This window comes from Methylomonas fluvii (assembly GCF_014850975.1).
GTDB lineage: Bacteria > Pseudomonadota > Gammaproteobacteria > Methylococcales > Methylomonadaceae > Methylomonas > Methylomonas fluvii.
Window position 1 is genome coordinate 1,497,853 of sequence record NZ_JACXST010000001.1, and the last position, 18,813, is coordinate 1,516,665.

Consider the following 18,813-nt stretch of genomic DNA (forward strand, 5'->3'; position numbering starts at 1 on the left):
TTGAGTCCTTAGTTTTTCAGCTTGGCAATCAACATCTTGTTCACTTCACCCGGATTGGCCTTGCCTTGGGTTTCTTTCATGATTTGCCCGACCAGAGCCATCAACGCCTTGTCTTTGCCGGCCCGATATTGCTCGACCGGTACCGGGTTGGCGGCGATGACTTTGTCTACGATGGCTTCGATCGCGCCGGTGTCGGTGATCTGCTTCAAGCCTTCTTTTTCGATGATTTCATCGGCGCTGTCGTTGCTGTTCCACAGCTTGTCGAATACCTGTTTGGCGGTTTTGCCGGAAATGGTGTTGTCGGCAATGCGTTTGAGCAGGCCGGACAGACGCTCGGCATTGACCGGACAGTCGCCGATTTCCAATCCGGCTTTGTTCAATGCGCCCAACACGTCGCCGGTCAGCCAGTTGCCGGCCAGCTTCGCTTCGCCGCCCGAGGCTTTGACCACTGTTTCGTAAAAGTCGGCCAGTTCGCGTGACGACGTCAAGGTGGTAGCGCTTTCGTTATCCAGGGTGTATTGCTCGATGAAACGCTGTTTTTTGGCGTCCGGCAATTCCGGCAGTGTGGTGCGGATTTCGTTTTTCAAACTTTCTTCGATCAATACCGGCAGCAAGTCTGGATCGGGGAAGTAACGGTAATCGTTGGCTTCTTCCTTGCTGCGCATGGAGCGGGTTTCGTCTTTGTTGGCGTCGTACAGGCGAGTTTCCTGAACCACTTTGCCGCCGCCTTCGATGACATCAATTTGCCGCTCGATTTCGTGGTTGATGGCTTTTTCGACGAACTTGAAGGAGTTGATGTTCTTGATTTCCGCGCGGGTGCCGAACTCATTTTGGCCTTTCGGGCGCACCGAAACGTTGGCGTCGCAGCGGAACGAGCCTTCCTGCATGTTGCCGTCGCAGATTTCCAGATAACGCACCAGTTCGTGCAATTTACGCATGTAGGCCACGGCCTCTTTGGCGGAGCGCATGTCCGGTTCGGAAACGATTTCCAATAACGGCGTGCCGGCACGGTTCAAGTCGATGCCGGTCAGGCCGTGGAAGTCTTCGTGCAAGGATTTGCCGGCATCTTCTTCCAGATGAGCGCGGGTGATGCCGATGCGTTTGCTGACGCCATCGACTTCGATGTCCAGATGGCCATTGCCGACGATGGGCAACTCGAACTGGCTAATCTGGTAGCCTTTCGGTAAGTCTGGGTAAAAGTAGTTTTTGCGGGCGAACACCGAATGCGGGGCAATCTCGGCATCAATCGCCAAGCCAAAAGTTACGGCCTTGCGCACGGCATCTTTGTTCAAAACTGGTAACACACCGGGCAAGCCCAAATCGACCGCGCAGGCCTGGGTGTTGGGTTCCGCGCCATATGCGGTGGCCGCGCCGGAGAAGATTTTCGATTTCGTGGAGAGTTGGGTATGGATTTCCAGGCCGATGACGGCTTCCCATTGTGAGTTCATTCTTGGTTCCTTTAAAGCTTATTCGGCAAAAACGTCGTTCAGGTCGATTTGCAGGTCGGGGAATAAATAGGGTGTAGCGATTTCATCGCCGGGGTGCATGGCGTGTAACTGATACTTTTGATTTTGGTCGAGCACGAACTGATACAGGGTTTGTTCGTAGGGGTGGACGATCCAGTATTCAGTGACTGCGCTTTCCCGATACAACTGGAATTTCAACCTTAATTCCCTCTGGCTGTTGCCAGGCGACAAAATCTCGATGATCCAATCCGGCGCGCCGTCACAGCCCTGTTCGGTCAATTTTTCCTTGTCGCAGATGACGCATAAATCCGGCTGCACGACGCTGAACACTTCGCGGTCTTTTAGCAGGGATTTACGCCGATCGTAGAGTTTGACGTCGAAGGGGGCAACGTACACATTGCAATGCTTGTGCTTGAAATGATTGCCCAAACTGACGGATAAATTTAGCGACACACTTTGGTGTTTCCTGCTAGGCGCCGGCGACATCGCCATGATCTTGCCCTTGATCAACTCGACACTTTCTTCCAGTCGCCAGGTCAGATAATCGGCGTAGCTATAGGTGCCGTTGGGGTCCAGTTGCGACAATTGCGTGATCGGCGCCATGTTGCCTCCCGTGTTATTCGAAACCTTTCGGTACTTGCAAATGCCAATCAGTCACTTGCTGATAGCGATGGCCGACATTCAGCAATTTGGCTTCGCTGAAATAATTGCCTATCACATGCAAGCCCACCGGTTTGCCGTCAATGAAGCCGGCCGGAATCGACATCGCCGGCAAACCCGCCAAGTTGATGGCGATGGTGTAAATGTCTTCCAGGTACATCTGGATCGGGTCGCTGGTTTTTTCGCCGATGTTGAACGCAGTGTTGGGCGTAACTGGGCCCATCAGCACATCAACTTCGCTCAAAGCACGCTTGAAGTCGTCACTGATCAGGCGGCGCACTTGCTGGGCTTTTAAATAATATGCGTCGTAATAGCCGGCCGACAGCGCATAGGTGCCCATCAGAATGCGGCGTTTGACTTCCGCGCCGAAGGCTTCGCCGCGCGAGCGGGTATAAAGGTCGGTCAAGTCTGCCGGATTTTGGCAACGGTAACCGAAGCGCACGCCGTCGTAGCGCGACAGGTTGGACGAGCATTCGGCTGAAGCGATCACGTAATAAGCCGGAATTGCCAACTGCAGATTAGGCATGTCCACTTCTTTGACTTCCGCGCCCAGTTTTTGATACTCGGCAATCGCAGCCTGGATGGTGGCGGCCATTTGGCTGTCCAATTCGGCGCTGAAAAACTGTTTCGGCAGACCGATTTTCAAGCCTTGCAAACTATCGTTCAGGCTGGTGCTGTAGTCAGGCACGGTTTGATCGACGCTGGTGGAGTCTTTAGGGTCGAAGCCCGCCATGACTTGCAGCAACAGGGCGGCATCCTCAGCGCTACGCGCCATCGGGCCTCCTTGGTCCAAGCTGGATGCATAAGCGATCATGCCGTAACGCGATACGCGGCCGTAAGTCGGTTTCAGGCCGGTGATACCGCACAGGGCAGCCGGCTGCCTAATCGAACCGCCGGTGTCGGTGCCGGTCACCGCAGGTGCCAGGCGCGCCGCGACAGCCGCCGCCGAGCCGCCGGAAGAGCCGCCAGGCACGCAATCGGTCGCCCAAGGGTTGCGCACCGGGCCGTAAAAGCTGTTTTCGTTGGATGAGCCCATCGCAAACTCGTCCATGTTCAATTTGCCCAGCATCACCGCGCCGGCACTGTTGAAGTGTTCAACTACCGTGGCGTCGTAAGGGGCGATGAAGTTATCCAACATTTTCGAACCGCAGCTGGTCTTAGTGCCTAGCGTGCAGAAAATGTCTTTTTGGGCGATGGGGATGCCGGCCAATGGTCCAGCGTTGCCGGTAGCCAGCAACTGATCGGCCGCCTGGGCCTGTTGCAAGGCGCTGTCGGCGCTCACGGTAATAAATGCGTTCAGGTCATGGTGCTGGTGGGTGCGGTCCAGAAAATGTTGGGTCAGTTCTACGCTGGAGAATGCTTTGCTGCGCAGCCCGGCTGCCAGTTCGGTGAGGGTAAGTTTGTGCATAATCGTCCTTAATCGATGACTTTAGGGACCAGGTACAATCCGGCTTCGGTTTGCGGGGCGATGGTTTGGAAATGGTCGCGCTGATCGGTCTCGGTGACGGCGTCATCGCGCAGGCGCTGCATTTGATCCAGCGGATGCGCCATGGGTGTCACGCCGATCGTGTCTAATTGGCCCATTTGCGTCATTAATGCCAGTACCCCGGATAGGTCTTTTGCATAGTGTTCGACATCTTGTTCAGCAATGCCCAGCCTTGCCAGGTGAGCGATTTTTTTAACGTCATTCGCCGTTAACGACATTCTTGTAACTCCAGGTTTTCTTAGTAAAACTATGATACTTTATATCTTGCTCAAATACCTGCTTGATTGTTAAAGTAGCGGGATTTTCCGTGTGCGCTTAGGGTACTGCATAAAATGTTTAAAAGAATTCGTGGCCTGTTTTCCAATGATTTGTCGATCGATTTGGGTACGGCAAATACGTTAATTTATGTTCCGGGCCAGGGAATCGTACTCAACGAGCCTTCCGTGGTGGCGATTAAAGAAGACAAAATTCGCGGCCAAAAAACCATCGCGGCTATCGGTGCCGACGCCAAAAGCATGCTGGGCCGTACGCCCGGTAATATCACCGCCATCCGGCCGTTGAAAGACGGCGTGATTGCCGACTTCGCCGTGACCGAGCGCATGCTGCGGTTTTTTATCAAAAAAGTCCACGAAAACAAACTGTTGCGGCCCAGCCCGCGCATTCTGATCTGCGTGCCTTGCGGTTCTACGCAAGTAGAGCGGCGGGCGATTCGCGAATCGGCGGCCATGGCTGGCGCTAGAGAAGTGTATTTGATCGAAGAGCCGATGTCCGCTGCGGTGGGCGCCGGGTTACCGGTGGATACCGCCCATGGTTCGATGGTGCTGGATATAGGTGGCGGTACTTCAGAAGTGGCGGTGATTTCCTTGAATGGTATCGTTTATTCGGCGTCGGTTAGAATCGGTGGAGATCGCTTCGACGACGCCATCATCAGCTATGTGCGCCGTAATTACGGTACCTTGATCGGCGAAGCGACCGCTGAAAAAATCAAACATCAAATCGGCGCCGCCTATCCCGGTAGCGAAGTGCGGGAAATGCAGGTCACCGGCCGTAATTTGGCCGAGGGCGTGCCGCGTAGCTTCTCGCTAAACAGCAACGAAATTCTGGAAGCCTTGCAAGAACCCTTATCGGGTATCGTCAGCGCTGTGAAAGTGGCGCTTGAACAAACTCCGCCGGAGCTGGGCGCGGACGTGGCCAGCCGCGGTATCGTGTTGACCGGCGGCGGTGCATTGCTGAAAGACATCGACCGCTTGATTTCCGAGGAAACCGGTCTGCCGGTGTATATCGCTGACGACCCATTGACTTGCGTGGCCCGCGGCGGCGGCATGGTGTTGGAAATGTTGGACTCTAAAGGTGCTTCGGCGTTTTCTTTGGAATAAGCGCTGTACCGAAAAATCTCTGAAAGGCCGCTGTGACCGCGTAAAGCGGCTACAGCGGCCTTTTCTATGAATTTATGCCGCTCGGCACATGAACTGCCCATGAGCGGAGCTTGATTGTTCTTGCTGTCGCGTCGACGGGTGCCGGTCTTGCTCGTCGCGTTTTGATTGTTAGAGGTTTGCCATAAAACTCTTATTTGCCAAAGGCCCTTCACTTAATACCCGCTTACTGGTGGCATTGCTGGTATCAATTTCGATGTTAGTGATTGATTACCGCAGTGAACGCCTGGATCGGGTGCGCTCCTTGTTATCGGTGTTCACCTATCCCTTACAGTCGCTGGCCAGTCTGCCGGTCGATTTTTATCAAACGGTTTCCGGAACAGTCATTTCTTTTGTGGAATTGCAAAAAGAAAACCGCCGCTTGAAAGAAGCTCAATTCGTCAATGATGCGAAATTGTTGAAATTCGCAGCCTTGGAAAAGGAAAACACGCGTCTGCGGATGTTGCTGGAAAACTCCTTTCAGCTTGGCGAACAAGTGCTGGTAGCCGAACTGGTGTCGGTAAAACTGGCGCCTTACGAACACACGGTGGTGGTCAACAAAGGCTCGCGATTTGGCGTGCATCCGGAACAGCCTGTTTTGGATGCCAACGGTATCGTCGGGCAGGTGGTGCGGGCCTTACCGTCCAGCTCGGAAGTGATGCTGATCACCGATCCCGACCATGCCGTTCCAGTACAGGTCAACCGCAACGGTTTGCGTACCATCGCTTTCGGTACCGGCCAGCCCAATCGTCTGCATTTGCCGTTTCTGGCTAATAACGCTGACATCGTGCCGGGTGATTTGCTGGTTACCTCCGGGCTGGGTGGTGTGTTTCCAGCCGGGTATCCGGTGGCGGTAGTGGATAAGTTCGAAGCTAGGCCGGACAAATCTTTTGCCAATATTTACGCCACGCCAAAGGCGGAATTGGATAAAAGCCGCGAGTTTTTGATCGTCTGGAGTCATTCCACGCCGGTGGTGTTAGGCGAGCAGGGTAAAGCGCCAGCCGAGCCGGAAACCAAGGAAGCCGAGCATGTCGCGCCTTGATTTTGCCGCCACCGTTTACTTCTTCGCTACCATAGGCGCGGCGATGGTGCTGCGGGTAATGTCGTTGTTTCCCAGTATGGATGTATTCAATCCGGATTGGATAGTATTGGTGTTGATTTATTGGTCGATTGCCTTGCCGGAACGGTTTGGCGTATTCAGCGCTTGGTCGATAGGCTTGTTGACTGACGTATTAACCGGCCGTTTGCTGGGTCAGTACGCCTTGATCTATGCGCTGATTTGCTATTTCAGTATCAACGAGCATCGGCGTTTGCGGCAATTTCCGATGGTGCAGCAATGCTTGTTTGTGTTTTTGTGTTTGCTTGCATCGCAGAGCATTATTTTCGGCACCGAAAGCATGCAGGCTGGCAATCGTCTGCCCCTGGCGTTTTGGTATCCGGTGTTATCCGGAACCTTGGTGTGGCCGCTGGTGTTTGTGGTGCTGCGTTATATCCGGGTAATGGCGCGCATCGTCTAACGGAGCATGGATAGAAAATTCGCCATCAAAGATCCGCTCGCCGAAAGTCGCTTATTTTTAAGCCGCATCGTCGCGGCGTTTATCCTGATCCTGTTTTTGATCGCCGGTCTGGTCGTGCGTTTGGTGTATTTGCAGGTGGTCGGTCACGAACACTACGCGACGTTATCCAAAGACAACCGCATCAAGATCTCGCCTTTGCCTCCCACCCGTGGCGTGATTTACGACCGCAAGGGGCGGATGCTCGCGGAAAACGTGCCGACCTACAGCTTGGAATTGATTCCGGAGCAGATCGAAAATATCGACGACACGCTAGTCAGATTGCAAAAGCTGCTGGATATTTCCGAAGAAAAAATCGATTTGTTTCAAAAGCAGCGCAAGCGCAATAAATCCTTTACCAGCACGCCGTTACTGCAGAATCTCAGTGACGAAGAAGTCGCAAAATTTGCGGTGGTCAGACCGTATTTTCCCGGCGTCGATGTCTACGCCCGCTTGGTGCGGCATTATCCTTACGGCGATTTGGCTTCCCATGTGGTCGGCTATGTGGGCCGGATCAACGAGAAGGAAATGCAAACCTTGCCGTTGGCGAAATATCGTGGCACCAACCACATCGGTAAAACCGGCATCGAAAAAACCTATGAAGAACATCTACTGGGCACCGCCGGTTACGAAGAAATAGAAACCAACGCGCAGGCCAGGGCCGTCAACACAGTGGCGACGGTGGAGCCGGTGGCGGGTTCCAACATCTATCTGACCTTGGACATCGACCTACAAAAAATCGCTTACGATGCCTTGTCGGAATATAACGGCGCGGCGGTGGCGATTGAAATCAAAACCGGCGGGGTGCTGGTGTTCGCCAGCCGGCCCGGTTTCGATCCCAATCCCTTTGTGTCCGGGATTTCCGGCAAAGAATACAAGGCCTTGCAGGACTCGCCGGATCAGCCTTTATACAATCGGGCCTTGCGCGGCCAGTATCCACCGGGCTCGACGGTCAAACCCTTTCTGGCCTTGGCGGGGCTGGAATATGGCGTGACCGACTTTAACCACCGATTGTTCTGTCCGGGTTATTACAAGCTGCCGAATGTCGATCACAAGTATCGCGACTGGAAGAAGTGGGGGCACGGCATGGTGGATATGAACGACGCGATTACCCAGTCTTGCGACGTGTATTTCTACGATCTGGCCCTGGCGCTAGGCATCGATAAAATGCACGACTTTATGGATAAATTCAGTTTCGGCCGGAAAACCGGGATCGATTTGGTCGGCGAAGTCGATGGTTTGATGCCGTCCAAGGAATGGAAAAAGCATTACCGTAGCCAGGCTTGGTTTCCCGGCGAAACGCTGATTACCGGGATCGGCCAGGGTTACACGCAAGCCACGCCATTGCAGTTGGCGCATGCGACGGCTACGCTGGCCAACTATGGCAAGGTGATTACACCGCATTTGGTGCACAGTATCATCAGTGCCGATTACGCCGATATGATCGGTGGTAAGGCCGATGCCTTGATTCCGTTGAAAACTCAAAATGTCGAAAATATTATTAAAGGCATGACTAATGTGGTGCATGGGGCTAGGGGACCGCCGGTCGCTTGGCCAAGGCCATTACCTATCAAATTGCCGGTAAGACCGGCACGGCGCAAGTGTTTACCATCAAGCAGGAAGAGAAATACAACGAGGACGCCATCGACTTTAAAATGCGCGACCATGCCCTATTCATCGCCTTCGCGCCTGTGCACGACCCGCAAATCGCGGTGGCGATTATTGCCGAACACGGCGGCCACGGAGGTTCGGTAGCGGCGCCGATTGCCGGCGAAATTATTGACGCCTATCTGAGTCAGAAAAAGGAGCCGCAGCCATGAGAACCGAAATGCGCAATGAGCAGTTTCAGCCGCCATCGTTGCTGGGAAATCTGCTCCGCAAGCTGCATATCGACATTCCGTTGTTCATTGGTTTGTTGCTGATTTGCGCGACCAGTTTTGTAATTTTGTACAGTGCCGGCGGGCAAGAAGTGCCGTTGCTGATTCGGCACGCCACCCGCATGGGGTTCGCCATTTTATTGATGATCGTGTTGGCGCACGTCAATCCGCGCCGTTTCCAGAGTTTTTCGGTGGCCTTGTTTTCGGTTTGCGTGTTGTTGTTACTGGCAGTGGCGGTAATGGGGCAGATCAGTATGGGGGCGCAGCGTTGGCTGGATCTGGGTTTCTTTCGTTTTCAACCGTCCGAATTTACCAAAATCAGTGCGCCGATGATGGTGGCCTGGTATCTGTCGGAACGGGCCTTGCCGCCCAAGCCCAAGCATGTGTTGGGCGCGGCGACGTTGTTGATTGTGCCGGTTTTGCTGATTGCAAAACAGCCGGATTTGGGGACTTCCTTGCTGGTAGCTAGTTCCGGTGCGGCGGTGCTGTTCTTCGCCGGCTTATCCTGGTGGTTCATGCTCGGCATTGTGGCTTTACTGGCGTCTTTGACCCCGGTGTTGTGGCATTTCATGCGCGACTATCAGCGCAACCGCGTATTGACGTTTATGAATCCTGAGGCTGATCCCATGGGCGCCGGTTACCATATCATTCAATCCAAGATTGCCATCGGTTCCGGCGGCATCAACGGCAAGGGCTGGCTGGGCAGTAGTCAGGCGGAACTGGATTTTTTACCGGAAAGCTCCACCGACTTTATCTTTGCGGTGTTTGCCGAGGAGTTTGGCTTATTTGGTTGCGTCGGCCTGCTGGTTTTGTATTTGTTGGTCATCAGCCGGTGTTTTTACATTGCCGTGCAAGCCCAGGATACCTATTCACGCTTATTAGCCGGCAGTTTGGCGTTTACTTTTTTTGTCTACGTTTTTGTGAATATCGGCATGGTGATCGGCGTGTTGCCGGTGGTCGGCGTGCCGCTGCCGCTGGTCAGTTATGGCGGCACTTCGATGGTGACCTTGATGGCCGGCTTCGGTATCCTGATGTCCATCCATACCCACCGTAAACTACTACCCGTCTAATTAGCTTATGAAAATTAACAAGAATAAATTCGCCTGGCTATTGGCCGCCACCTTGTTCGCTGCCGGTTCGGCATCGGCTGAAATCGCCGAAACCGACAGCTTCAAACAGTTTATCCATAACATGGTTAAACAGCAGCATTTCAACGAAGTTGAATTACGGAATTTGTTCAAGGCCGTCCAAATCCAACAGCCGATTTTGGATGCGATGTCCAAGCCGGCTGAGGGTAAGCCCTGGTTTCAATATCGTGAGATATTCATGACCGAAGCCCGGATTGCCGGCGGTGTGCAGTTTTGGAAAGACAACGAAGCCACGTTGAAAGCGGTGGAAAGCCAATACGGCGTGCCGGCGGAAATCATCATCGCCATCATCGGCGTGGAAACCAAATACGGTGCGCATACCGGTAAATATCGGGTGATTGACGCCTTGGCGACTCTAGGTTTTGCGTATCCGCCGCGCAGCGAATTCTTCCTGAAGGAACTGGAACAATTTCTGGTGTTAGCCCGCGAAGAGCATATGGACCCACTGCAACCGATGGGTTCGTACGCCGGCGCCATGGGTTTGCCGCAATTCATGCCCAGCAGTTTCCGCGGTTACGCCAAGGATTTCGATCAGGACGGCAAACGGAATATCTGGACTAACAGCGCCGATGCCATCGCTAGCGTGGCTAATTATTTCGTGCGCAACCAGTGGCGACCGGGCGGGGCTGTTGCCTACCCGGTCAGTGCCCGCGGCGAAGCCTATCGGCAAGCATTGAGCAAGGGCGTTAAGCCGGATACAAATGTCGGCGAATTGCGCCGCCTAGGGGTGGATGTGCCGACGCAATTGGCCACTGGCGAAACCGTCAAACTGCTGGCTTACCAGCAAACGGTGGGGGAAGATTTATGGGTGGGCCTGCATAATTTTTATGTCATTACCCGCTATAACCACAGCCCGCTGTATGCAATGGCGGTGTATCAACTCAGCCAGGCCATCGCCGCCCGTAAGGCTTCATAAGCATGACGGCCATTGTTAGACTATCCTTGTCCGACACTGGCAAAACCAAACCTGCTAGTGCTTATACCTGACATTACAGGGCCGATGCTGTCGGCCCTGTTTCACTTAGCAGCCGGCCTATGCAATTTGACTCGTTTTTATTTCTGATTTTTTGGCTAATCGTTTTAGCCCTGCATTACTCGATAAGGCATTGGCGAGCGCAAAAAATTGTTTTGCTAATTGCCAGTTATTTGTTCTACGCTGCCTGGAATCCACCATTTGTGGTGTTGCTGTGGATTTCCACCACCGTAGACTTTTTTCTGGCCAAAACCATGGCCGCCGCAAAAAGCCAGGAACGCCGCAAAGGTTTGCTGACGATAAGTTTGTTGGTGAATCTCGGTTTCCTGGGCTTTTTCAAATATGCGGATTTCTTGAATCAAAGCTTTGCCGGCCTGCTCGGACTGGTTGGAATAAACTATCAACCGCTGCCTTTGGGCATTGTGTTGCCGATCGGTATTTCCTTTTACACTTTCCAAACCTTGTCCTACACGCTGGACGTTTATCAACGCAAGACGCCAGCCGAAACTAGTTTTCTGGATTTTTCCTTGTTTGTGACGTTTTTCCCGCAACTGGTCGCCGGGCCGATTGTCCGCGCACCGCAGTTCTTGCCCCAGTGTAAAACGCCACAAAAAGCCAGCAGCGAGCAATTCATTTGGGGACTGACGCTATTTTTATTCGGAATTTTCGCCAAAGCCATTTTGGCCGACACCGCCTTAGCGCCGGTAGTCGATCAGATTTACGCTACGCCCAGCGCGTTTGCCGCTCAGGATGTTTGGCTGGGTGTGTTGGCGTTTTCCGGGCAAATCTTTTTCGACTTTGCCGGCTATTCCTTATGCGCCATCGGTGCGGCGCTGACTTTGGGTTTTAGCCTGCCCGATAATTTTCATTGTCCTTATGGCGCGCTGGGCTTTTCGGATTTCTGGAAGCGCTGGCATATCTCGCTGTCCAGCTGGTTGCGGGATTACCTGTATTTCAGTTTGGGCGGCAGCAGAGGTAAGCCCGTCAGGACCGTCTTCAATCTGGTATTGGTGATGATTTTGGGTGGGCTATGGCATGGTGCGGCCTGGACTTTTGCGGTATGGGGGTGTTTGCACGGCTTGTTTCTGGTTGTCGAACACGGCATCAAGCAAGTCACGGCTTATCGTCCGGTTGGGCTTGCGCCAAAGCTGGTGCTGATTTTGCTGACCTTTTTGCTGGTGTCGCTGACCTGGATTCCGTTTCGTGCGCAAGGCTTCGACAACTTAGCGGCAATATTAGGGGCACTGACCAATACCACGGGTAGTAGTGAATTGGGGATGCTCAGCCGGATTGTCGTCGTGTCCGTAATGGCAACAACGTTGATTTGGCATATCGCCAGCCGCGACATCAGGCTTGAACAACGATTCGACAGTTTTTCGCCCATGGTCAAAACCAGCCTCGTCGCCTTGTTGATGGTTTGTGTGGGTATTTTTTCTACCGGTGACAGTCGTGCATTCATATACTTCCAATTCTAGTGATCGTTTGCCCCAGCAAGCCCTTAAACGCAGCTTTCTGGCGGGGATGGCGATTGCCGTGCTGTTGTTGGCGGTTGTCGAGCTGAGACTAAGGCAAATCGGCTTTCAGCCCACTGTGCAGGACAGCAAAGAGTTATGGGCCACCGAACGCACTAAAGCCGCGTTGCTGGGTAAACAGGCCCTGATCCTGGTCGGCGACTCGCGCATGCAACTGGATATGGATCTGGATGTATTGGCCGCCGCAACCGGCTTAACCCCAGTGCAACTGGCGATAGACGGTTCGGAGTTCTTACCTGTATTGGCTGATTTGGCCGCCGATGACAGTATTACCGGTACCGTACTGGTGTCCGGCGATGTCTGGAAATTGGTGGAAAAATCGCAGACCGACCGCGCCAACGAATGGATAGATTTTTATCATCGGGAATATAAAGCCTTGGTGGCGCCCAAACTGGAAACGCTATTGAAAAGTCGGGTGCAACAATGGTCTGCGTTATACGCGAGCGGCATGCCGGCCAGCGATTTGTTGATACGATTGATTACGCCGGGTAAAGTCAGGCCGCTTTATCTCAGTACCAAGCCCAATCGGCAACGAGATGCCGATTATCAATTGGTCGACCAGCCGATGTTTTATATTCAGCGGGTGTTGCGTAATCTTGGGCAAACGGTCGATCTTGCTAAAGTAGCTTCGCAAGCCGATTTCGAACGTCTGGTGATTGACGCCTTGCAACAATCGGCACCGACCCATTACGCGCCGGAGCAGTTTTTCTACGTCAATCGCCTGACAGACCGGATTTTGGAGAGAGGCGGCAAAATCGCCTTTATCAATTTCCCGATGGCAGGATTGATTTTCGCCATTGATGAGCATCGCAGCCCACGTGAATTCGGCTGGGATGTATTTGCAGCCCATAGCCGGGCAATAACTTTTAATTCTCAGGATTATCCGGCGTTAAACTTTGCATTGCCGGACGGCTCGCATTTGGATAGGCGAGATAAACAGGCATTTACCACACAGCTGGTTTCGGGATTAAAAGCTAAAGCGGTTTTTTGAAGTCGCCTATATAAAAGAGCGATTATTAACCCCGTCCTTAAATTCTTTGCGGCCGTCAGTCCCAAAGCGGGAAACCCTTGCCGTAAGTGAATTACTACTTGTCCGCAGGAGTGACGAGATTTAAGGGCGGGATAGCAAGCTTTGGCGCTGGCAATGTAACGATGAGGCAAGTTGATGGAAGACGATAAAACCGTTTTCATGGGCGTCAGTCCGCTGAAAGCAGCGGAAGCGGATGCTGATCGCACCGTGTTAGCTCGGCCGGAAACGCTGTTAGTTGATTTACTGAATATCAGCGGTCAAGTCATCGGCAATTTTGTTTTCGAAAACAGTTTCAGCGTTGGTCGTGCCCAAGAGAACTCGGTGGTTGTCAACGATCAATCCATCAGCCGGCATCATTTGCAAATCAAGCGCGAAGCGGACGGCTGGTGGCTTTATGATTTAAACAGCACGCATGGCGTGTATCTGGACAAGCAAAGACTACCCGCAAAAACCAAGTTGCAGTTGCCGGTTTTGTTGGGCTTGGGCGTTTCGCCGTTTGAACTAAAAATCGCCTCCGCAAATGCAAAGCCCGTTTTACCCACGCCCAAAGACGATGCGACCCTATTTGCCGCGGCGCAAACGCCGGTCTTAAATCCGCCCCAAGCCCCACTTCCCAAGTCGCAGCCGAATTTATCGGCGGATGCCATCAAGAATCGCCTGTTGTCCGAGGAAGAGTCCGCGGATATGGGTGATTACACGCGCATGGTGCGCCGCGTGATCCGCGAGGATAGAACGGTCAGAACCAAAAATTACAAAAAGCTGATTTGGTCTTTGGGGATCTTGTTTGTGATAGCCGCCGGCTTGGTCACTTACCAATACCTGGCACTGGACAATGCCCGCAAGCTGGCGATCAACATGTTTTACGACGTTAAAACTTTGGAAGTCAGTTTGTCGCAAGCCGATATTCGGCTGGCGGAGAATGTTGACTCCTTGGCAAAAGCCTTTGAAGAGGTAAAAGACGAAAAACTTAAGGTCTCTCAGGAGCGCATCAAAGCCGAACAGGCGAAAATTCTGGAAGAGAAAAAACGCTTGGCTGAGGAACGGCAAAAGCTGAAATTGATGAAAGCCAAATATCAGGAGTATCTAAAGGAAATCGATTTTCTACGCCTGAGCTTTCCCACCGACGAACAATACGAACGCGAGTTAATCACGCGGGTGGTCAGAGGCTTTGGTGAAAGCGAGTTGGAACTGCCGGACGAGTTTGTCACGCAAGTGCGGCAATACATCAAAAACTGGCAGGATACCGGCAGATTGCGTCTGGCTATTAAAAACATGCAAGACAATCAATATGGCCCCATGGTGCTGGAAGCCTTGGATAAGGAAGGTCTGCCGGCTTATTTTATGTATTTGCCGCTGCAGGAAAGCAATTACGACACGAAAGCCATAGGGCCGGAGACCCGTTTTGGGATTGCCAAGGGTGCCTGGCAATTTTTAGCCACCACCGGACAAGAATACGGGTTGCCGCCCGGTCCATTGGCGAACGTCAGAGAATACGACGAACAGGACGCGCGTTTTGACTTTGCGCAAGCGACCCAGGCCGGCGCCAAATACCTGAAATACATCTACAGCAAGCAAGCTCAAGCGTCGGGCTTGTTGGTAATGGCCAGCTATAACTACGGTCATAATAAGGTACGCGGCATGGTAGAGAAAATGCCCGATAACCCGCGCGACCGTAACTTCTGGAAATTCATCCAACAATACGAAATTCCGGTAGAAACCTACGATTACGTGTTTTACATCGTCTCGGCTGCGGTGATAGGCGAAGACCCTAAACATTTCGGTTTTGACTTCAGCCCGCCACTTTTACAGCTAACTCAGGCCGTCAATTGAGTTTTTGGGTCTGCTCTAATGCAACCCCCAATGATTTTGCATAGGCTAATGAGAGGGCACTAAAGCGGAAATTTTTGCCAAGCTGTTTTATCATGGTATCGACAAGGATGTGTCTGCTCCCGGGCTGGGCTCGGGTGTTTATAACTGACAAGGATTTTCGATGCCTCCCCGCACTATATCCCTTCGGCTGTTTTCGGTTTCCGCGCGCTGCATTTTTGTCTGTCTGTTGGCAATTGCCGCTTCTGGTGCGAGCCAGGCCGGATTAAATGCCGTAACTCATAATCTCCCCATTAATCCCACGCCGCAGCACCCCGCCTTCTTGCTTGAATTGGGCAGTGCGCCTTCAGCACTATCTCATTCCATGCCCGGTGTCCAGATTGTCCAAGGCCAAGCGCTGCCGGAACCGCAAGCCGGCGTCAGTTGGCAAGTCGAGCCTGATGCCGTCAACGTGCTGCATGCCGGGTTTGGCTCATGGCCCGCGGTTTTTCGTTTCAACTTAACTCAGCCTGTGGCGGGTGATTTTAAATTCTGGGCGCGCTGGCGGCAGGGCGGCGATCCGAATGTTTGCGTACAGACTTTTGAAGTCTGGGCGGGACCGGATGCCGGCCAATTGGGGTTGCGCGGCAGCTTGTCGTTGAAACCCAGCGGCTGGGAATACGCCTGGATAACCGGTGATAAGCCGGTGCCGCTGAAAGCCGGTGATAAGGTGATCGAAATTCGCAACAGCGGCAATGGTCACGACGCCAAAGTGTTCGATGCGTTTTTGTTGGCATCGCCGTGGGCGGCATTGCCCTGGGCGGGTAGTGCGGATCAACCAGCAGTGTTGTTGGAATTAGGCAAGGCGCCAACCTTGGCGGCGTTGCCCAAGCCGCGCTATCTTGACGTTGTTACCGGTAGCGCCACGGCCGGCCACAATACCGGCGCATTGGCCACCGAGCAGGATGATGCATTATTGTTTCATCAGGGGTTTGGCGATTGGGGCGGTAGTTTTCGCTTTGCATTGCCGACAGCCCTTAAGCCCGGGGAATACCGATTGCTGGCCCGCTATAAAAGCGGCGGTGAGGTGTCTCAGGTTAAACAACGCTTCATCGTCAAGGCAGGTGCAAAACTTGAAGAACTGGCGACTCGCACCGAGTTTGCGCTGACTAACAACACCCCGTGGGAATACCAATGGTTACCGGCATCTGTCGGCGTGACATTGTTGCCCGGCGACCGTTGGCTGGACATCGAAAATAACGGCAAGGCCGACGGGGCCAAGGTTTTCGACGCATTTTTATTGATACTTGATAAGCCGGTCGGCGATTGGATGTCCGCCGAGCAGGCGCAGGCCAGAAATCGCTTTTTGGCGTTGACTAAACCTGCCGCCGCAGGCCCGCGACGCCTCTATTTGTTGGATGGCAAGGGCGAACATGGCGAGATGTTATTTGGCGGCTTGGCTGCGGATGCGGCGCGACCGGTCTATGAAAATTTGCCGGTCACTTATTTGCTCGGCCCCGAAGCCGAAGCGATGGCCGGGCAATTAAATATCAAGACTCTGCCCGCCGCAGTAATCGCCGATGACCATTTCACAGTGCTCGGTGTATTGAATCAGCCCGTCGCAGCAACGGATGTGCTCAAATTTCTGGCTGAACCCGGCAAATTCGGCACTATGCCGAAACTGGCTCAGGTTATTTCCGAGCCGCCGATACCTCTGAACAATGGTGTGCCCCAGGCTTGGCTGGTCGGCGCCTTACAGGATGGTCAAGCTGGCGTATCAGTGTTTGGCCTGGATACGGAAACCCTCTTACGGCCCAATCCCGAGCAAGCCTATCTGAGCCTGGAAATGATGGGCGGCAAAATGCGCGATTGGCGCATCGCACCAACCCAAGCCAACGGTGACGCTGACATTGAAGCCAGTACTGCGCATGCTTATGGTTGGTCGCGCGGCACCGGCTATGCGCAGCTTTACATCCATGCCCAACAAGCAACGCCAACGCTGTTGCATCTCAGGCAATCCGGTATCAAATCCGCCGGCTGGCTGGATGGTCAATCTGTTGCGTTTAACGATGATCCAAACCCACCCGCCGGATATGCCAAATCTATGGGGGCTCAAACCAAAACGCTACTGCATAGCTTGACTACGGAAGGTTTGCTGGCCACCGCCTCCGCCGAGCGCATGCAGTCACCGCAAGTGGCGGCGCTAAACCTCACTCCTGGCTGGCATAGCCTGCTGCTGAAACTGGTGATGCAGCATGAGCAAGGACAGCGCTTTTATTTTTCCGGGGTATTCACCGATCCGGGCGGGCAGACATCGGCAGGATTGACAACCCAAGTTAGTGATCCCGATGTGGATCTGACTTTACAACGGATTGCCTCAAAGTTACGGCCCATCGTGTTCGTTGACGCACCCACCAACCTGCTGCATCCGGGGGAGGCGCTGAAGTTAAAGGTAGATTTACGCTGGCAGCCGATTTTGGAAGAAATGACTTTAGCGGCGCCGCTACTGCGCTTCCCGGCAAAATGCCGTCTGCGCCTAGTGGACTACAGCGGCACACAAATCGCTGAACGGGAAGTCAGTGATACCTTTCCCGGTCAGGTCGAAGCCGATTTTGGCAAGCTTCTTGAGCCGGGCTATTACGCGGTCTATCCGTCCTTATACACTACAGATGGCCGCTTGATCATGCATTATCCGGCCGACGGTTTTAGTGTGGTCGGCGGCAATGCCGCCCAAAAGCAACGGCTGGCGCAAAAGAAACTCTGGAACAACGACTACTACGCGCTGGCCGACGGCGATAAAAGTTTCAGGCGGTCCGGCGGCTATTTTGCTTGGCTGCAACGGATGGGGATTTTCAGAAGCTACGGTAGCTATCCGGGTTTTGCTCCCGAATATAAGCCGTTGTGGGAACAAGCCAAACAGCGCGGCTTGCAGTTATTTGCCGATTCCTCCGGCGACAGCAACTGGTTGAACGACAAGCCTACTGACGGCCAAAGTTTTATCCAATCTGCAGCTGCTTACACCCGCTATTTTAAAGCCACGAACGAAATAGACATTCGCCATGAAGCCGATTGGCAAACGCTGCGGGAGCCGGGACATTGGGTCGAACGAGCGAAATGGGAATATCAACAAGCGCATCAAGCCCGCAGCGATGCGCATTATGTCGGCGGCAGCTTGGTCAGGCCGGGCGAGGGCGACTGGTTTAAACAGGTGTTGCAATTGGGTTTGGACAACTACCAGGATGCTTGGGACGTGCACGCCTATCCGCAGCAGCCGCCGCGTTTTGGCGGGCCGATTGGAAATGGTTCCAACGAAGATGAGCGGGGCGTGTTGGCAAGCTATGCCAGCCTGGGTCGCAGCAACAAATTGCCGTTCTGGCTAGGCGAAACCGGTGCCAAGGCCATGCACGGTGTCAGCGGCCGGCGCTGGCAGGCCGAGCAGGTGGCGAAAATCATTGCTTGGGTCAACAGCCGTCAGGATTATCTGGGCGTAGCGTTTTGTCTTGCCCACGAATATGACCTGGCTTACGGCCGAATCTGGGACTATTCCTTGGGCCATAAGCCCGGCGAAGCAGCGATGTATACCGCGGGTGCGTTGATCGATGGTTGGCCGTACCGTGCTGTCGATACCAAGGACGGCAACATTCAGGCCGCTTATTTTGGTGAGACTTTGATGATATGGCGCGTAGACGAAACCAGCAGTGTATGGACCATGCAGCTAGAGCCGCAGCAGGCCTGGGTGACGGTGGATGTGGTCGGGCATGTGGAAGACTTGCCCGTCGATGCCACCGGCAAAGCCAGTGTGTCCATTTCATCCAGTCCTATGTATGTGCTAACGCGCGCTGACTATCTAAATTTGCTTCGCGATTAATA

At 53.5% G+C, this 18,813-nt stretch carries 13 protein-coding genes and 1 pseudogene; 10 read left to right on the forward strand and 4 right to left on the reverse strand.

Annotation, left to right across the window (positions count from 1 at the left end; genetic code table 11):
* Positions 1-8: 8 nt before the first annotated feature.
* From gatB to gatC, 4 genes are read right to left on the reverse strand one after another with little or no spacing between them, the layout of a single operon-like run.
* Complete coding sequence (gatB, locus tag EBB_RS07185) at positions 9-1,448, reverse strand: Asp-tRNA(Asn)/Glu-tRNA(Gln) amidotransferase subunit GatB (protein ID WP_192393086.1); 1,440 nt, start codon at positions 1,446-1,448, stop codon at positions 9-11.
* A gap of 18 nt (positions 1,449-1,466) precedes the next feature.
* A complete protein-coding gene (locus EBB_RS07190) occupies positions 1,467-2,069 on the reverse strand; it encodes a Uma2 family endonuclease (protein ID WP_192393087.1) in 603 nt (200 codons plus the stop codon).
* Positions 2,070-2,082: 13 nt separating this feature from the next.
* Positions 2,083-3,534, reverse strand: a complete 1,452-nt coding sequence (gene gatA / locus EBB_RS07195; protein ID WP_192393088.1) for an Asp-tRNA(Asn)/Glu-tRNA(Gln) amidotransferase subunit GatA — start codon at positions 3,532-3,534, stop codon at positions 2,083-2,085.
* An 8-nt stretch (positions 3,535-3,542) separates the two neighbouring features.
* Positions 3,543-3,830, reverse strand: coding sequence for an Asp-tRNA(Asn)/Glu-tRNA(Gln) amidotransferase subunit GatC (gatC, locus tag EBB_RS07200; protein WP_192393089.1), 288 nt, complete (start codon positions 3,828-3,830; stop codon positions 3,543-3,545).
* A 114-nt stretch (positions 3,831-3,944) separates the two neighbouring features.
* Here gatC and EBB_RS07205 point away from each other — a divergent pair, with 114 nt between their 5' ends.
* The 10 genes and pseudogenes from EBB_RS07205 to EBB_RS07250 all read left to right on the forward strand — a co-directional run bounded on the left by EBB_RS07205 (position 3,945) and on the right by EBB_RS07250 (position 18,811).
* Positions 3,945-4,988 carry a rod shape-determining protein gene (locus EBB_RS07205; protein ID WP_020484718.1) on the forward strand — a complete coding sequence of 348 codons (1,044 nt, stop codon included), beginning with the start codon at positions 3,945-3,947 and terminating at the stop codon, positions 4,986-4,988.
* Positions 4,989-5,169: 181 nt separating this feature from the next.
* On the forward strand, positions 5,170-6,066 hold the full coding sequence (mreC, locus tag EBB_RS07210; RefSeq protein WP_192393578.1) for a rod shape-determining protein MreC: 897 nt from the start codon (positions 5,170-5,172) through the stop codon (positions 6,064-6,066).
* Positions 6,053-6,541 carry a rod shape-determining protein MreD gene (gene mreD / locus EBB_RS07215; protein ID WP_192393090.1) on the forward strand — a complete coding sequence of 163 codons (489 nt, stop codon included), beginning with the start codon at positions 6,053-6,055 and terminating at the stop codon, positions 6,539-6,541. The genes mreC and mreD overlap by 14 nt, the downstream gene beginning before the upstream one ends.
* Before the next feature lie 6 nt (positions 6,542-6,547).
* Positions 6,548-8,397 (forward strand): annotated as a pseudogene (gene mrdA, locus EBB_RS07220) (penicillin-binding protein 2).
* Positions 8,394-9,524 carry a rod shape-determining protein RodA gene (gene rodA / locus EBB_RS07225; RefSeq protein ID WP_192393091.1) on the forward strand — a complete coding sequence of 377 codons (1,131 nt, stop codon included), beginning with the start codon at positions 8,394-8,396 and terminating at the stop codon, positions 9,522-9,524. Before mrdA ends, rodA begins: the two are co-directional and overlap by 4 nt.
* Positions 9,525-9,531: 7 nt before the next feature.
* The gene (gene mltB, locus EBB_RS07230) at positions 9,532-10,518 is read left to right on the forward strand and encodes a lytic murein transglycosylase B (RefSeq protein ID WP_192393092.1); all 987 of its coding nucleotides are present in this window, start codon (positions 9,532-9,534) and stop codon (positions 10,516-10,518) included.
* 119 nt (positions 10,519-10,637) lie between these two features.
* Positions 10,638-12,050, forward strand: coding sequence for an MBOAT family O-acyltransferase (locus EBB_RS07235; RefSeq protein ID WP_192393093.1), 1,413 nt, complete (start codon positions 10,638-10,640; stop codon positions 12,048-12,050).
* Positions 12,025-13,098, forward strand: coding sequence for a hypothetical protein (locus EBB_RS07240; RefSeq protein WP_192393094.1), 1,074 nt, complete (start codon positions 12,025-12,027; stop codon positions 13,096-13,098). The genes EBB_RS07235 and EBB_RS07240 overlap by 26 nt, the downstream gene beginning before the upstream one ends.
* A gap of 174 nt (positions 13,099-13,272) precedes the next feature.
* Entirely contained in the window at positions 13,273-14,967 is a 1,695-nt protein-coding gene (locus EBB_RS07245) for an FHA domain-containing protein (protein ID WP_192393095.1), read from the forward strand.
* 361 nt (positions 14,968-15,328) lie between these two features.
* Positions 15,329-18,811, forward strand: a complete 3,483-nt coding sequence (locus EBB_RS07250; RefSeq protein WP_225587262.1) for a hypothetical protein — start codon at positions 15,329-15,331, stop codon at positions 18,809-18,811.
* Positions 18,812-18,813 lie beyond the last annotated feature (2 nt).